This is a genomic window from Streptomyces sp. NBC_01190 (assembly GCF_045039895.1).
In the GTDB taxonomy this organism is placed as follows: domain Bacteria; phylum Actinomycetota; class Actinomycetes; order Streptomycetales; family Streptomycetaceae; genus Actinacidiphila.
In genome coordinates, this window is sequence record NZ_CP108580.1 from 2613040 (window position 1) to 2628814 (window position 15775).

14 protein-coding genes are annotated in these 15775 nt (G+C 73.1%); 8 read left to right on the plus strand and 6 right to left on the minus strand.

Going from position 1 to position 15775, the window contains the following annotated elements; genetic code table 11:
• Window positions 1-12 precede the first annotated feature (12 nt).
• From OG519_RS10870 to OG519_RS10880, 3 genes are all read right to left on the minus strand, one after another.
• The gene (locus OG519_RS10870; RefSeq protein ID WP_405581850.1) at window positions 13-1506 is read right to left on the minus strand and encodes a cellulose binding domain-containing protein; all 1494 of its coding nucleotides are present in this window, start codon (window positions 1504-1506) and stop codon (window positions 13-15) included.
• Between the two features lie 173 nt (window positions 1507-1679).
• Complete coding sequence (locus OG519_RS10875; RefSeq protein ID WP_405581852.1) at window positions 1680-2423, minus strand: class F sortase; 744 nt, start codon at window positions 2421-2423, stop codon at window positions 1680-1682.
• Window positions 2424-2631: 208 nt separating this feature from the next.
• Window positions 2632-3162, minus strand: coding sequence for a hypothetical protein (locus tag OG519_RS10880; RefSeq protein WP_405581854.1), 531 nt, complete (start codon window positions 3160-3162; stop codon window positions 2632-2634).
• 327 nt (window positions 3163-3489) lie between these two features.
• On the opposite strand from OG519_RS10880, the gene OG519_RS10885 reads away from it, so the two are divergent.
• Complete coding sequence (locus tag OG519_RS10885; protein WP_405581856.1) at window positions 3490-4650, plus strand: multicopper oxidase domain-containing protein; 1161 nt, start codon at window positions 3490-3492, stop codon at window positions 4648-4650.
• 123 nt (window positions 4651-4773) lie between these two features.
• On the opposite strand, the gene OG519_RS10890 is transcribed toward OG519_RS10885, so the two are convergent.
• Window positions 4774-6390 carry an FAD-dependent oxidoreductase gene (locus tag OG519_RS10890; RefSeq protein WP_405581859.1) on the minus strand — a complete coding sequence of 539 codons (1617 nt, stop codon included), beginning with the start codon at window positions 6388-6390 and terminating at the stop codon, window positions 4774-4776.
• A 185-nt stretch (window positions 6391-6575) separates the two neighbouring features.
• On the opposite strand from OG519_RS10890, the gene OG519_RS10895 reads away from it, so the two are divergent.
• From OG519_RS10895 to OG519_RS10925, 7 genes are all read left to right on the plus strand, one after another.
• The gene (locus OG519_RS10895; protein ID WP_405581862.1) at window positions 6576-7655 is read left to right on the plus strand and encodes a TcmI family type II polyketide cyclase; all 1080 of its coding nucleotides are present in this window, start codon (window positions 6576-6578) and stop codon (window positions 7653-7655) included.
• Between the two features lie 126 nt (window positions 7656-7781).
• Window positions 7782-8222, plus strand: a complete 441-nt coding sequence (locus OG519_RS10900; protein ID WP_405581865.1) for a cupin domain-containing protein — start codon at window positions 7782-7784, stop codon at window positions 8220-8222.
• The gene (locus OG519_RS10905) at window positions 8219-9481 is read left to right on the plus strand and encodes a beta-ketoacyl-[acyl-carrier-protein] synthase family protein (RefSeq protein ID WP_405581868.1); all 1263 of its coding nucleotides are present in this window, start codon (window positions 8219-8221) and stop codon (window positions 9479-9481) included. Before OG519_RS10900 ends, OG519_RS10905 begins: the two co-directional genes overlap by 4 nt.
• A complete protein-coding gene (locus tag OG519_RS10910; RefSeq protein WP_405581870.1) occupies window positions 9478-10734 on the plus strand; it encodes a beta-ketoacyl synthase N-terminal-like domain-containing protein in 1257 nt (418 codons plus the stop codon). The genes OG519_RS10905 and OG519_RS10910 overlap by 4 nt, the downstream gene beginning before the upstream one ends.
• 203 nt (window positions 10735-10937) lie before the next feature.
• A complete protein-coding gene (locus tag OG519_RS10915; RefSeq protein WP_405581872.1) occupies window positions 10938-11195 on the plus strand; it encodes an acyl carrier protein in 258 nt (85 codons plus the stop codon).
• A 3-nt stretch (window positions 11196-11198) separates the two neighbouring features.
• Window positions 11199-11669 (plus strand): SRPBCC family protein, encoded by a 471-nt coding sequence (locus OG519_RS10920; protein WP_405581875.1) that lies wholly within the window; start codon window positions 11199-11201, stop codon window positions 11667-11669.
• A gap of 4 nt (window positions 11670-11673) precedes the next feature.
• Window positions 11674-12006: a TcmI family type II polyketide cyclase gene (locus tag OG519_RS10925; RefSeq protein WP_405581878.1), complete on the plus strand. Its 333-nt coding sequence runs from the start codon at window positions 11674-11676 to the stop codon at window positions 12004-12006.
• A 74-nt stretch (window positions 12007-12080) separates the two neighbouring features.
• Here OG519_RS10925 and OG519_RS10930 read toward each other — a convergent pair whose 3' ends face one another.
• Together OG519_RS10930 and OG519_RS10935 are read right to left on the minus strand one after the other, a co-directional pair.
• A complete protein-coding gene (locus tag OG519_RS10930; RefSeq protein ID WP_405581881.1) occupies window positions 12081-13232 on the minus strand; it encodes a methyltransferase in 1152 nt (383 codons plus the stop codon).
• Window positions 13233-13354: 122 nt separating this feature from the next.
• Window positions 13355-14521 (minus strand): right-handed parallel beta-helix repeat-containing protein, encoded by a 1167-nt coding sequence (locus OG519_RS10935; protein WP_405581883.1) that lies wholly within the window; start codon window positions 14519-14521, stop codon window positions 13355-13357.
• Window positions 14522-15775: the final 1254 nt, after the last annotated feature.

Genomic DNA, 15775 nt, shown 5'->3' on the forward strand with positions numbered 1-15775 from the left:
CGGGCCGGGGGGTCAGCCCGTGTAGGCGGCGAACGCCTTGGCGAAGGCGCCCGCGCTCTGGGTGATGGAGCTGCATGACGGGTCGGCCCAGCTCTGGGCGCCGCCCGCGCACTGCTTGTCGCGGGTCGCGGACCACATCGACAGCCACGCCAGGTGCTTGGTCCTGGCGAAGTTCACCAGTTTGGTGGCGTCCGCGACGGTGAAGGTCTCGCTGCTGACGTCGTTGACGCCGATCATCGGGGTGACCGCGATCTTGCTCCAGGCGGCGGCGTCGGAGAGCCCGAGCACGCTCTTGACCTGGGCCTGGGTGGCCGTGGCGCCGTCGATCGCGTACTGGCCCATGTCACCGGTGAACGAGGAGCCGTAGTCCATCGCCATGATGTTGACGGCGTGCACGTCCACGCCGTTGCTCTTGGCGTTCGACAGCAGGTTGATGCCGTCCTGGGTGAGTCCGGTGGGCATCGCGGGCAGGGTGTACGACACCTGGAGTCCGCTGTGGCCGCGCTGGAGCTGGGCGATGGCCTGGGCGCGCCGGGTGTTGGCGGCGGTGTCCGGCAGCGCGCCGCCCTCCACGTCGAAGTCGACCTTGGTCAGCTTGTACTGGTCGATGACCTTGCCGTAGGCGGCGGCCAGGTCGGCGGACGAGGAGCAGGCCGAGGCGAGCTCGCTGCCGTTGGCGCCGCCGAAGGAGACCCGTACGTCGCCGCCGGCCGCGCGCACCGCGCCGATCTGGGCGGCCACCGCGTCACTGCCGAGGTCGCTGACCCCGCCCCATTTGGGGGTGCAGCCGCCGCCGGAGATGACGAAGGCGAGGTTGAACTGCCTGACCCCGGTGGAGCTCATCGCGCCGGTGAGGTTGTAGGCGGGGTAGAGCGAGGTGTCGACGTAGGGCGCGAAGCCGTCGGCCGCCGTGCTGCCGCCGCCCGTGCCGGGGGCGGTCGTGGGCGGCGCGGTGGGCTGCTTCGGCGGGGTCGCCGTCGGGGCCGTCGTCGGAGCCTTCGTCGGGGCCGTCGCGGTGACGGTCGGGGTCGCGGTGGCCGTGGGGCGGCCGGTGGGGGTGGGTGTCGGCTGGTCGGAGACCGAGCACTTGACGTTGTCGATCAGGCAGTTGACCGGGTCGCCCGCGTTCGCGGTGGCCTTGGTGACGAAGCCGACGTCCACCGAGCCGCCGGGCGCGACCGCGCTGTTCCAGGAGGCGGGGGTGACGGTCACGGTCCGGCCGGCGACGGTGTAGGCGCCGTTCCACAGCGAGCTGACGCTGGTGCCGGCCGGCAGGTCGAACTTCAGCGTCCAGCCGTTCAGCGTGCTGCCGTTGGAGTTGGTGATCACGTACTGCCCGGTGTAGCCGGTGGTCCAGTCGCTGGTCCTGGAGTACGCGGCACCGACGGTCGCGGCGCTCGCGGTTCCGGCGAGCGCGAAGGCGCCGGCGGCTATCGCCGCGGTGGCGGCGGCACCGCCGATGAGTTGGGCCTTTCGGCTCGGACGGCGCCGATGCGTGGTTGCCATGGGTGTGCCTGCCTCGTACTGGGGGGTGTACCGGGGGTGTACCGGGGGCGTACCGGGGGGTAGGTACCGCGGCATGCACGCTAGCCCCAGGTCAACGGACAAATGGCCGGTTGACGGGTGGTGCGGCAGGTTCTTATGGCCGGCTTAAGGAAGCGGAAGGAAGGGCTTAATGGTCAGCGCTTACCGGCCTTGTCGAGGTGGGCGAAGACCACGACGTTGTCCTTGTAGTCCTGCTTCTTGCGGTCGAAGGTGCCGCCGCAGGTGATGATCCGGAGCTGCGCGTCCGGGGTGTTCCCGTAGACCCGCTGGTCGGGGAACTTGTCCTTGTCGAAGGTCTCCACCGAGTCGATGGTGAAATGGGCGACGCTGGCGTCCGCCCGGGTGATGCTGACCTTCTCGCCCGGCTTGAGCAGCGAGAGCAGCACGAACACCGCCGGTCCGGTCTTGGTGTCCACGTGCCCGGCCACGATCGCGTCGCCGGTTTCGCCCGGCGTCGGCCCCGCCCCGTACCAGCCGACGAGATTGGTGTTGTTCGGCGGCGGTGCCTGGAGCCGTCCGTCGGAGCCGAGCGCCAGCTTGGTGAAGGGGGCGTGTACGCCGATGTCCGGGATCGACAGCAGGGTCGGCTCGGAGCGGGTCATCGCGGTGGCGTCGGAGGGGGCCGCCGCGGCGGTGCCGGTAGCGGTGGAGGGCGCGGCGGGGAGGGGCCCGGCGGCGGGGCCGCTGCCGGGAACGGCCGCGGCGGGCGCGGGCTGGGCCGTGTACACCCCGGAGGTCACCGGCGCCTGGCCCTCGGCGTGGGTCAGCGAGTTGTACATCAGGAAGCCGCCGACCAGCACACCGGCCACGGCCCAGCGGATGACCCGCGAGCGTGGGTCGCGGACCGGGGTGTCGCGCTGCGGGGACTGCGAGGTCATGGGGCGTTGCCTTTCGAGCCGGCCGGGATTCGCACGGGGCGCCGGGAGCCGCTGCGGGGGGCAGCGGGCACCGACGCGAGCGGCGTGGCCACCGCCGGGAGGAAGCGGTGGCCACGCCGGACGGGCGGGTGGGGGGAGCACGCGCCGGTGGGGCGCCCGCGGTGTGTCAGGTCACCGCGGGGGCACCAGGAGGGAGGTCCCGAGCCGGTCAGACAGCCGTGGTCGCGCCCGCACCGCGGCGACGCAGCGCCCACGCGCCGGCGCCGAGGCCACCGAGCAGGAGCACCGAGCCGGCCGCCAGGCCGCTGCCGCCGGCGTTGGCGAGGCCGCCACCACCGGTGTGCATGCCACCGTGCGGCTTGTGCCAGTCGCCCTCGCCGTGCGCCTCTTCACCGTATGCCTTTTCGCCGTGCGCCTCTTCGCCGTGCGCCTTTTCGCCGCTGCCCGTGGCGTCCTCACCGTTGCTGGTCTGGGCCTCGCCGCTGTCGCCGCCCTTGCCCTTGTGCGTGTTGCCCTGGTCGCCCTGGGACTGCTGCGAGGAACCGCTGGCCGAACCGCTGTCGGAGCCGCTGGCGTCCGAGCCCTTCTGCCAGTCGTTGCCACTCTCGGCGGCACTGGCGGTCGAGGACCCGCTCGGGTCGTAGGCGTTGACAGCGCCCATGGCGTGGGCGGCGGGGGCGGCGATGGCGAGGCAGGCGGTGAGGGCGGCACCGGCCAGGATGGAGCGAGCAGTACGCATGGGGACGTTCCTTCCGTCGCGACTCGCGCCGGCCGGCATGGGTCCGGCTCTGGAAAGCGCAGTGGCGACGTGTTCACCGTCTGTCGCTTTTCGCACGCGTGCCACCTGAGAGCGCCTCAAGGGGGATAAAATACTCTTTTCGGGTGATGGCGGGTGTCGAAAATCTGACATTCCGTCCTTTTTGACCCGCCATCCGACGCCTCGTGAGGCTGACGGCCCGTCAACCGGACGGTGCGTCACCCGCTCGGCCCGGACGGGCGGCGCGACCCGGTGGATGGGACCCACAGTGGTCCCCACGACTAGTGCGCCGCCCCCTGAGAGGACGCGATGGCTTCGGACCACGAGGACCCAACCCCTGCCGGCAGCGGACGCCGGACCCTGCTGCGCGCGCTGACCGGTGGCGGCGCCCTGGCCGCGCTGACCCTCCCAGGCGCCGCGCCCCGGGCCGCGGCGAGCACCGGCGAAGCGGACGTCCGCCCCTTCGCCGCGGACACCTTCCGGGCCGGCGGGCGGACGCGTGAATTCTGGCTCCAGGCCGACTCGTTCGACCACAACGTGGCGCCGAACGGCTACGACGGCATGATGGGCACCCACTTCACCGCCGACCAGACCACCTTCCAGGCGGTCGGCTTCCGCGCCTACACCGCGGACTGGGGGCGCCCGCTGGACGCCGACACCGGCCCGCTGGGCATCGGACCCAACACCGGTATTCCCGGGCCGGTGTTGCGCGCGCGGGTGGGCGATGTGATCAAGGTGCACTTCAAGAACAACGACACCGCCCACAAGTGGCCGCACAGCGTCCATCCGCACGGGGTGCGCTACGACCAGGACAGCGACGGCGGCTGGCTGGCCGACGTCCCCGACCGCCCTGGTACGGCGGTGCCGTTCGGCGGGACGTACACCTACACCTGGATGTGCACCCCAGGCTCGGTGGGCAGTTGGCCCTACCACGACCACGCGGCGCCGCAGAGCGTCGCCCACGCCGCCGCCACTGGTACGGCGCCGGCCGCGGGCATGGCGTCAATGGGCCACGGTGGCGGGGGCGGTGGCGGGCCGGTGATGGAAATCGGCGCGGAACTCGGCCTGTTCGGGATGCTGGCCATCACCGACGCGGACACACCGGAGGTGGACCGGGAGTTCGTGCTGTTCTTCCACGACGTGTCCGCGGCCGACGCGCCCCCCTTGGCACAGGACGTGTCCCTCTGCAACGGGGGCGCGTTCGTCGACAACGCCCCCACCTTCACCGCCAAGGTCGGCGAGCGGGTGCGGTGGCGGGTGGGCACGCTGGGCAACTCGTTCCACACCTTCCACATCCACGGGCACCGCTGGTGGTCGAGCGAGGGATGGGTGGACACGCAGGTGCTCGGCCCGGCCACGACGCTCACCGTGGAGTATCTGGAGGACAACCCGGGCGACTGGATCTACCACTGCCATGTGCCCGGACACATGATGCGGGGCATGGCCGGCCGCTACCGCGTCCCCGGATAGGCGGGACCGGCCGGCCGGCGGATCGCCGGGCCGTACGGAAGATCCGTACGGCCCGGCGATCCGGGTCCGGCGCGGGCGCCTGGACGACGGCCGCGCCGCCGACGATCCCAGGGGCCGGCGGGGTCAGTCGCGCCGCAGCACCCGGTCGAGCACCCGCTCCAGCATCCGCTCGGCGTCCGGGTCGCCGGCCGCGGAGCGCCAGGCGATGAACCCGTCGGGGCGGACCAGCACCGCGCCGTCGTCACCGACCGCGTGCAGCCGGCCCCACGCCTCAGGGTCCTCGGGCAGCAGGTCCTGCCCGATCCCGTAGCACGTCAGCGGGACACCGGTGCGTTCGGCGATCCGGCGTCCCGCGGCGCGCCACTGGTCGGCCGCCGGGCCGCAGAGCAGGACCGGCGTGCGCTCGTAGAGGTCGAGCAGCGACAGCCGTTCGTCGCCGCGCCGCACCCACAGGTGAGGGGCCCTGCCGCCGGGTACGGCCATCGGGCTGAACTCCTGCGGGATGGCGTCGGCGGCCGGGTCGGCGCCCTCGACGGCGCCCGACTGATAGCGGTAGCCGAGGACCACCGCCATCATGCCGGCCTGCCGGCCGCGGGCCGGCGAGACGTCGTAGCCCGGGTGGCTGTGCTCGGCCGACCGGGCCGAGGCGCGGGCGGCGGTGGCCAGCGCGACCGGCCGGCGTTCGGCGTCGTACGTCTCCACCAGCCCGGGACCGGCCCAGCCGGCCAGCACCGCGGCGATCTTCCAGGCGAGGTTGTGGGCGTCCTGGATGCCGGTGTTGGAGCCGAAGGCGCCGGTCGGCGACATCTCGTGGGCGGAGTCGCCGGCCAGCAGCACGCGTCCCTCGCCGTAGCGCTCGGCCACCCGTTCGGCCGCGTGCCAGGGCGCTTTTCCGGTGATCTCGATGTCGAGGCCGGGGACGCCGGTGGCGGTACGGATCAGTTCGGCGCACCGCTCGTCGGTGAAGTCCTCCAGCGTCTCGCCGTCGTCGGGCCGCCACGGGGCGTGGAAGACCCAGTCCTGCGCGTTGTCGACCGGCAGCAGGGCGCCGGGGCTCTCCGGGTTGGTGAGGTAGCAAACGATGAACCGCCGGTCGCCGACCGCGTCGGCCAGCTTTTTGGCCCGGAAGGTGATGCTGACGTTGTGGAAGAGGTCGCCGGGGCCGGTCATGGCGATGCCGAGCCGTTCGCGGACCGGGCTGCGCGGACCGTCGGCGGCGATCAGGTAGTCGGCGCGCACGGTGCGCTCCTCGCCGGTCTCCCGGGTGCGGATCACCGCCGTCACCCCGTCGGCGTCCTGCTCGTAGGAGACCAGCTCGGTGCCGAAGCGCAGGTCGCCGGTGAGCGAGCGGGCGGTGCGCAGCAGCACGGGTTCGAGGTCGTTCTGGCTGCACAGGCACCAGCCGGCCGGGCTGATCCGGTCCAGGGTGCCGCCGGGGTCGATCTGCTTGAAGAGCCACTCCTGGTCGGCGCCGGTGAGGGTGTCGGCCTGGAGGATGCCGTGGTTGTCGGCGAGCACGGCGGCGGCGGCGCGGATCCGCGGTTCGACGCCGGCCGTTCGGAAGAGCTCCATCGTGCGGACGTTGTTGCCTCGCCCGCGGGGGTGGTGGGAGGTCCGCGCGTGCCGTTCCACCAGCAGGTGTTCGACGCCGAGGCGTCCCAGGAACAGCGAAGCGGACAGCCCCACCAGGGAGCCGCCGGCGATCAGGACGGGCACACGCTCGTCGGTAGTGAGGGTCATGTGCTCTCCCTTCCCTGCGCGGGCGCTCCAGGGAGCCGGATGACCGGGTCTTCACTCGCCCGCGTCACGCGCAGTGCGTGATGGGTCGCCTTACGTGAGCATTACGGTAGCCGAGCACGCCGTCACCCCCACGCCGACGGCATGTCTCGGAGAGGGCTGCCCCCGTATGCGAGAGGAACCTTCCCGTGACGACTCTGGACGACCGGCACACCGCGCCGGCCACTACGCCTCCCACCATCACCCGGCTGCGCGTCGTACTGCTGCTCGATGTCCTGGACGGCCGGCAGCAGGCCTTTCTGAAGGCGTACGAGCAGATCCGCCATCAGGTCGCGGCCGTGCCGGGCCACATCAGCGACCAGCTCTGCCAGTCGCTCGGCAATTCCTCCCAATGGCTCATCACCAGTGAATGGGAGGACAGCGAGTCCTTCCTGGAGTGGGTGGAGAGCGCTGCCCACCGCAAGATGGTGGAGCCGCTGCACGGCTGCGTACGGGACACCACGTCGCTGCGGTTCGTGATCGCCGCCGAGACGCCGGAGGGCGGCGTGCGCGCCGGCCGGCCGGCCGGCGCCCGGCGGGCGCCCGCCACCGGCCTCGACCCGCTGCCCGCGCCGCCGCTGTGCAGTGGCGGCGTGGTCCGGCACGCGATCACCTTCACCGTCAAACCGGGCAGCGAGCCCGAGGTGGCGAAGATCCTCGCCGACTACGACTCGCCGCAGGCCCAGGTGGATGACAGCACCCGGCTGCTGCGGACCTCGCTCTTCATGCACGGCAACCGGGTGGTGCGGGCGGTCGAGGTGTCCGGCGACCTCGGCAACGCGCTGCGGCACGTGGCCGCCCAGCCCGAGGTCAGAGCGGTCGAGGAGGCGATCAACCCCTACCTTGAGGAGCTGCGGGACCTGACGGACGGTTCGTCGGCGCGGGCCTTCTTCGCCCGGGCGGCGCTGCCCGCCGTCGAGCATGTCGCGGCGCCCGGTGAGGATGCCACGGCCGGCGAAGCCGGCGCGATCACCCGGCACGCCTTCGTGCACACCGTGCGGCCCGACGCGGGCCGGGCGGACGCCGACCGGCTCGCCGCCCTCGACGCCGAGGCCGCGGCCGACCCGGACCATCCGCTGGTGGCCAGCACCGTCTTCCACCGCGGCGACGTGCTGGTGCGGCTGGTCGATGTACGGGCCGACCTGCCGGCCGGCGGTGACCGCGCCGCGGTGGCGCTCGGCGGCCGCGCGATGGAGCCGATCACCGACCGCACCTCGCCGCGGGTCTGAGCGGGCCGGCCACCCGGCACCTCGTTCGTCCGGCCCCTCGGCCCCTTTTCCGTTCGTCCCCTCCTCCGTTTGCCCGCGCACCCCACCCGGCGCGACCGCGCCGCCGCACTTCCAGGAGCAGCAGCCATGACCGAACGGCAAACCCGTATCGTCCACCTCGACGACACCAGCCCCAACCGCCGCCGCGGCGGTGACCTGCGGGCCATGCTCACCCCCGCCACGGTCGGGTCCACCAGCGGGTTCATGGGCCTGGCGATCGTGCAGCCCGGGGAGCGGATCGGCGAGCACTACCACCCCTACTCCGAGGAGTTCGTCTACGTCATCCGCGGCTCACTCGAAGTGGACCTGGACGGCGTGAGCCATCCGCTGCGGCCGGACGAGGGCCTGCTGATCCCGATCGACGTACGCCACCGGTTCCGCAACGTCGGCGACACCGAGGCGCGGATGGTCTTCCATCTGGGGCCGCTGGCGCCCAGGCCCGAGCTGGGCCACGTCGACACCGAGGCCACCGAAGGCGTCGAGGCGGGCACGAGCGCGCCCCCCGACCCGGCCAAGGCCCGCGCGTGACCCGGCGGGTGGCGGTCACCGGTCTGGGTGTGGTCGCCCCCGGCGGCACTGGCGTACCGGCCTTCTGGGACCTGCTCACCGCGGGGCGGACCGCGACCCGGGGCATCACCCTCTTCGACCCGGCCGGCTTCCGGTCGCGGATCGCCGCCGAGTGCGACTTCGACGCCGCGGGCCTGGGCCCGGAGCGCGCCGAACTCGCCGACCGCTACATCCAGTTCGCGCTGGCGGCGGCCAGGGAGGCGGTCGCCGACAGCGGCCTCGACCTGGCGGCCGTCGACCCCTGGCGGGTGGGCACCTCGCTCGGCTCGGCGGTCGGCGGCACCACCCGTCTGGAGCGCGACTACGTCGCGGTCAGCGGCGGCGGCAGCCGCTGGGACGTCGACCCGGCGCAGGCGGGACCGCATCTGCACCGGGCCTTCCAGCCCAGCGCGCTCGCCTCGGAAGTGGCCGAGGACCTGGGCGCGATGGGGCCGGTGCAGACCGTCTCCACCGGCTGCACCTCCGGCCTCGACGCGGTCGGCCACGCCTTCCACCTGGTGCAGGAGGGCAAGGCCGATGTGATCGTGGCCGGCGCCGCCGACTCACCGATCTCCCCGATCACGGTGGCCTGCTTCGACGCGATCAAGGCCACCTCGACCCGCAACGACGACCCGGCGCACGCCTCCCGCCCCTTCGACGCCGAACGCGACGGCTTCGTCCTCGGTGAGGGCGGCGCGGTGCTGCTGCTCGAGGAGTGGGAGCACGCGCGCCGCCGGGGCGCCCGGATCCACTGCGAGCTGCGCGGCTTCGCCACCTTCGGCAACGCCTACCACATGACCGGGCTGACCACCGAGGGCCTGGAGATGTCCCGGGCGATCGACCACGCGCTCGCCGACGCCCGGATCGACCCGACCGGCATCGACTACGTCAACGCGCACGGCTCCGGGACCAAGCAGAACGACCGGCACGAGACCGCCGCCGTCAAGCGGTCGCTGGGGGCCCACGCCCGCGCGGTGCCGATGAGTTCGATCAAGTCGATGGTCGGGCACTCGCTCGGCGCCATCGGGGCGATCGAACTCGCCGCGTGCGCGCTGGCGCTGACCCATGACGTGATCCCGCCCACCGCCAACTACGAGACCCCGGACCCGGAGTGCGACCTCGACTATGTGCCGCGCACCGCGCGGCAGGCCCGGCTGCGGTCGGTGCTCTCGGTCGGCAGCGGCTTCGGCGGTTTCCAGTCGGCGGTGGTGCTGGCGCATCCCGAGAGGAGCACGGCATGAACGGTCCGGTACGACCGGAGGGTTCCCGGCGGGCGGTGGTGACCGGGCTCGGGGTGATCGCCCCGAACGGCATCGGCACCGACGCCTTCTGGAAGGCGGTACAGCAGGGCACGCCGGTGCTCGGCCGGATCACCCGCGAGGGCTGCGAGAACCTGCCGCTCCGGGTGGCCGGCGAGGTGACCGGCTTCGACCCGTCGGCCCTGGTCGAGGAGCGCTACCTCATCCAGACCGACCGCTTCTCCCACTTCGCCATGGCCGCCGCCGAGATGGCCCTGGCCGACGCCCGGCTGGCCGCCGACCCGGAGAACCCGTACGCGGTGGGCGTGGTGACCGCGGCCGGTTCCGGCGGCGGCGCCTTCGGGCAGAGCGAGTTGCAGCAGTTGTGGGGCAAGGGGCCGTCCTTCGTCGGCCCCTACCAGTCGATCGCCTGGTTCTACGCGGCGAGCACCGGCCAGATCTCCATCCGGGGCGGCTTCCGCGGCCCCTGCGGGGTGCTCGCCGACGACGAGCCCGGCGGCCTCGACGCCTTCGCACAGGCCTGGCGGAGCATCAGGCGCGGCACCGACGCGATGGTGGTCGGCGCCACCGAGGCGCCGCTCGCCCCGTACTCCGTCGTCTGCCAGCTCGGCTATCCCGAGCTGAGCCTGGCCGACCAGCCGCGCCGCGCGTATCTGCCGTTCACCGCCGACGCCTGCGGCTACTCGCCGGCCGAGGGCGGCGCCATGTTCGTGGTGGAGGACGCGGAGGCGGCCCGGCGCCGCGGCGCGCGGCCCCGGGCGGTGGTCGCGGGACACACGGCCACCTTCACCGGCAGCGGAGGCTGGGACCGTTCCCGGGAGGGGCTGGCCCGGGCGATCGAGGGCGCGCTGGCGGAGGCGGACTGCGCCGCCGAGGAGGTGGACGTGGTCTTCGCCGACGCGCTCGGGGTGCCGGCCGCCGACCGGGCCGAGGCGCTGGCCATCGCCGACGCGCTCGGACCGCGGGCCGCGACGGTCCCGGTCACCGCGCCCAAGACCGGCTTCGGCCGCGCGTACTGCGGGGCCGGCGCGCTCGACGCCGCCGCCGCCGTACTCGCGCTCGAACACGGCGTCGTACCGCCGACGCCCAACGTCGTCGAGGTACGGCACGACCTGGACATCGTCACCGGCGAGGCCCGCGCCGTGGAGCTGCGCACCGCGCTCGTCCTCAGCCGCGGGCTGATGGGCGGCAACGCGGCGCTGGTGCTGCGCCGCGGCCATCCCGATGAGCGCTGACCGGCCGCCAGCCGGCGCCTACCGGCGCGCACCGGCGCTGACGAGCGCCGCGACCCGCCGGCGCCCACCCGGCGTCACGGCGGCGCCCGCCCTGTCCCCGGCGGACACCGCCACCCTCAAGCCTTCCCGTCCCGCGGCGCGGGGCCGATGAAGTCCCCGCGCCGCCCCGCCGCAAGCCCCACCGCAGAGAGAGGCAGCACCCGATGAACGCACCCGTCACGTACGAGGAACTGGCCGCCCTGATGAAGGGCCGGGCCGGCGTCTCCGTCGACCCGCAGGAGATGGCGAAACGACCCGACACGACCTTCGAGGAGCTCGAACTCGACTCCCTCGGGCTGCTCGGCATCGTCGCCGAGCTGGAGAAGCGCTACGAGCGCCCGATCGGCGAGGACGCGGAGACCTGCAAGACGCCGCGCGCCTTCCTGGAGAACGTCAACGCCCAGCTCACCGCGGGGGTCTGAACCATGGCCGGACGCACGGACAACCGCATCGTGATCGCCGCTCCCCGCGACCTGACCTGGGAGCTGACCAACGACCTGGAGAACTGGCCACAGCTCTTCAGCGAGTACGCCTCGGTGGAGATCCTGGAGCGCGACGGCAACACGGTGACCTTCCGGCTCACCATGCACCCCGACGAGAACGGCACCGTGTGGAGCTGGGTCTCCGAGCGCGAGATGGACCGCGACTCCTGGACCGTCGAGGCGCGCCGGATCGAGACCGGCCCGTTCGCGTACATGAACATCCGCTGGGAGTACGAGGAGGTGCCCGGCGGTACGTCGATGCGCTGGCTCCAGGACTTCTCCATGAAGCCCACCGCCCCGGTGGACGACGCCGCCATGACCGACCACATCAACCGCAACTCGGTGATCCAGATGGAGCGGATCCGCGAGCAGGTGGAGCAGCGGGCGGCGACCGTCGGCGCCGGAGAGGTGTGATCCCGTGTACCGCTCGCTCATCGTCGCGCGGATGAGGCCCGGCTCCGCGCAGGACATCGCCGACACCTTCGCCGCCTCGGACCAGGGCGAACTGCCGGGCCTGATCGGGGTGACCGGACGCAGTCTGTTCCAGTTCGGCGATCTCTACATGCACCTGGTCGAGGCGGAACGGCCACCGGGTTCCGAGGTGGCCCGGATGAAGGACCACCCGGAGTTCCGCACCATCAGCAAGGCCCTGACCGCGTACGTGGAGGCGTACGACCCGGCGACCTGGCGCGAGCCGAAGGACGCGATGGCCCGCGAGTTCTACCGCTGGGAGCGGTCGCCGGTCGGCTGAGGCGGTGGCCGGACACAGCGGTCCGCCCGTACCCCCATGGCGGGGAGTACGGGCGGACTGCTGTGTCGGGGCCCTTACTTGGCGGCCGGGGCGACCGTGGCCTCGAAGGCGTGCAGATAGCCGTTGACCGGGCGGATCTCGCCGATCCGCAGCCCCGCCTCGGTCATCAGCCGGGTCATGCTCTCCTTGCAGTGCTTGGCGCCGCCCACGTTGAGCAGCAGCAGCAGGTCCATGGCGGTGGTGAAGCGCATCGAGGGGCTGTCGTCCACCAGGTTCTCGATGACCAGCACCCGGGCGCCCGGAGCGGCGGCGTTCACCACGTTGCCCAGCAGCGCGCGGGTGCTGGCGTCGTCCCACTCCAGGATGTTCTTGATGATGTAGAGGTCCGCTTCGACCGGGACCGCGTCGCGGACGTCGCCGGGCACGAGGCGGACACGGTCGGCGAGCGGACCGCCGTCGCGCAGCCGGGGGTCGGCGTTGGCGACGACCGCCGGCAGATCGAGCAGCGTGCCGTGCAGCGAGGCGTCGCGCTCCAGCAGCCCGGCGAGGACGAAGCCCTGGCCGCCGCCGATGTCGGCGACGCTCTTGACGCCGGTGAGGTCCACGAAGGCGGCGAGGTCCTGGGCGGCGGACCGGCTGGAGGAGGTCATCGCCCGGTCGAACACCCGGGCGGACTCGCCCCCTTCGCTGTGCAGGTAGTCGAAGAAGCTCTTGCCGAACACGTCGGGGAAGACGGCGTCGCCGGTGCGGACCGCCTGGTCGAGCCGCGGCCACACCTGCCAGGTCCACGGCTCGGTGCACCACAGGGCGATGTGGTGCAGGCTGCCGGGGGTGTCCTCGCGGAGCAGGCGCGACATCTCGGTGTGCTCGTAGCGGCCGTCGCCGGCTTCGGCGAACAGCCCGTGGCTGGCAAGGGCTTGCAGCAGGCGGCGCAGCGGCCGGGCCTGCACGCCGAGCCTGGCGGCAAGCTCCTCGGGGGTGGCCGGGGCTTCGTCGTCGAGGGCGTCGGGCAGGCCGAGGGTGGCGGCGGCGCGGACCGCGCCGGCGGCGGCGGCGCCGAAGACGATCTCGCGCAGCCGCATGTTGGCCTGGGTGGAGGGTGCTTGGGCGGTGGGGCCGCCGGCGGCCGGCTTCGCCCGTGGGTCGGTGTGCTGGTCGGTGTGCTGGTCGGTGCCGGTGCCGGTCTCTTGGCCGGTGCGGCGCTTGGCGGGAGGCGCGGTCGTCATGGGGCCGCCTTTCTCCTGGAGGTTCGGACGGGGGCAGGGCCTATTTGGGGGACGGGGCGGTACGGAGGGGGGTGGGGGCGTTACGGGGGCGGTACGGGGCCGGCGCTCGCGGGGTGCCGGGGTCAGCAGCGGCCGGCGGGGGCGGAGATCCGGCAGGTGTTGCCGGTGACCGTGTTGCCGGTGTCGGCGTCCCAACCGGAGAGGTCAGCGGGGCCGTTGTCGAGCAGTACGTTGTCCTGGACGGTGTTGTCCGAGTTGGGCACGTTCACGAAGCTGTGGAAGAAGACCACGCCGCCCGACATCGCGGAGGCGCCGGTGTTGCCGGTGATCGTGTTCCGCTCCACCAGCGTGTCCTCGACACCGGTCAGCACGATGCCGGCGCCTTGCACGTAGGGCAGGCGGGTGTTGGCGGCGCAGTACTTGATGTTGTCGGTCACGCTGTTGCCGACGACGGACAGGTGCCCGGCCTTCGGCACGCCTTCGTCGCCCACGATGAACATCCCGGCGCAGTTGCCGGTGACCGAGTTGCCCGCGACGGTCAGGTCGCGGAGCCGACGCAGCACGATGCCGGTCTTGTTGCCGGACAGCGCGTTTCCGGCGACCACGGCGCCCCGTGTGTCGAGGGCGCCGCCCTCCTCGCCGACCGTGTTGGCGAGGAAGATCCCGGCTTCGCCGTTGTCCCGGGCGGCGTTGCCGACGAAGTGGGCGCGGACCGATTTCTGCTCCCCGATGCCGTACTGGCCGTTGGCATCCGCCCGCACACCGCGCACGGTGAGCCCGTCGGTCTCGGTCGCCCCGATCCCGTAGGACGCGAAGCCGGTAACGGTCAGATCCTGAATCCGCACCCCGGTCAGCCGATGCCCCGCGGTACCGGCGACGCAGATCCCGGTCCCCGCGCAGTCGCCTCCGGCGGGGGTGGCGGCGGTGCCCGCGGTGCCCGCGGGGGCGGTGCTCGCGGGGGCGGCAGCGGTTTCGGCTGTCGCCGAGCCCGCGCCTGCGGGAGCGGCGGTCGCGGGGTCCGTACCCGCGGGGTCGGTGCCGGTTGACGCGGCGGCGTCCGCGGAAGCGGCGCTTGCCGGAGCAGCGGCGCCCATCGCCGACGCGGGAGCCGCACTGGCGGGCTTGTCTGCCACCGGGTCCGCACTGGCGGACGCGGCGGTCATCGAGTTCATGCCCGCAGAGGCGGAACCTGCGGGAGCAGAGGCGCTAGTCGCCGAGTCGGCAGCGGAAATCGTGGTCTTGTCGGCCACCAGGTCCGCGCTGGCGGGAGCGGCGGTCACCGGGTTCATGCCCGCAGAGACGGGGGCCGTACTCGCGGAAGAGGAACTCTCGGTCTGTCCGGCCGCCGAGTCCGTACCCGCAGGGGCGGTGCCCGCTGACGCAGCAGCGCTTGCCGGAGCGGCGACACCGCTCGCCGGCGCGGGGGTCGCGGCCTGGGCGGTCACCGAGTCCGACGTCGCGGGAGCCGCACTCGCGGTAGCGGAGGAAGCCGAGTCGGTACCCGCAGGGGCGGTGCCCGCTGACGCGGCGGAATCCGCGGAGGCCGCGCCTGCCGGAACCGCGGCATCGGTCGCCGACCCGGGAGCCGCACTCGCGGGAGCGGCAGCACCGGTCGTCGCGGCGGGAGCCGCACCCGCCGGAGCGGAGCTCCCCGTCTCACCGGTTGCCGCGGCGCCAGCCGCAGCCGTGGGGGACTGGATGATCACCCGGTCCGCGTCCGTCCCCCGGAGGGTCAGATCCGACGTGCTGATATTGATGTTCTCCCGGTACGTACCCGGGCGGAGAGTGATCGTGTCGCCCGCGTGGGCGGCATCCACGGCCTGCTGAACTGACTGGCCGGGGCTGACGACATGGTCGGTCGCCACGGCGGCAGGCGCGGGCTGCGCGGCCAGTAGTCCGAGGGTGGCGGCGAGGGTCGCCGCCACCCCGGCCGGCCTGCGCAAACGTCGAACGGTCATCGGCTCATCCCGCTTTCCCAGAAGGTAGATGTCCCAGGGCGTGCCGGACGGGCCCGCCAAGCCGAAGCTATGACCGGGTACGACCCCTCGCCACAGATGATCGCCCGCCCGTGTTCACCACGATCCGCCCAGCCCGACCCCGACCTGACTAACCGTCCACTCCCCGCCGGACGAACCGCTGCTCAGCCCTCCCACCTCGGCTTCACCCGCCCACCTCCAGGCCCCCTGAACCTGACTCGCCGTCCACTCCCCGCTTGAAGGACCGCTGCTCAGGCCTCCCACCTCCACCCCACCCGCCCGCAGGCCCCAGACTTGACCAACCGTCCACTCCCCCGCCGGAGGCAACCGCGCCGGCAGCAGCGAGGCCGCCCGCAGGCCCGGCCCCCGCCCGGGGGCAACCCTCAGCCCGGCCCGCGCCGAAGAGCAGGGAACCCGCCGGACGGACCACTGCTCAGCCCCCACCTCCGCTTCACCCACCCGCCCGCAGGCCCCAGACTTGACCAACCGTCCACTCCCCCGCCGGAGGCAACCGCGCCGGCAGCAGCGAGGCCGTCCGGGGGCCCCGGTCAGTCGCCGCCCCCGCCG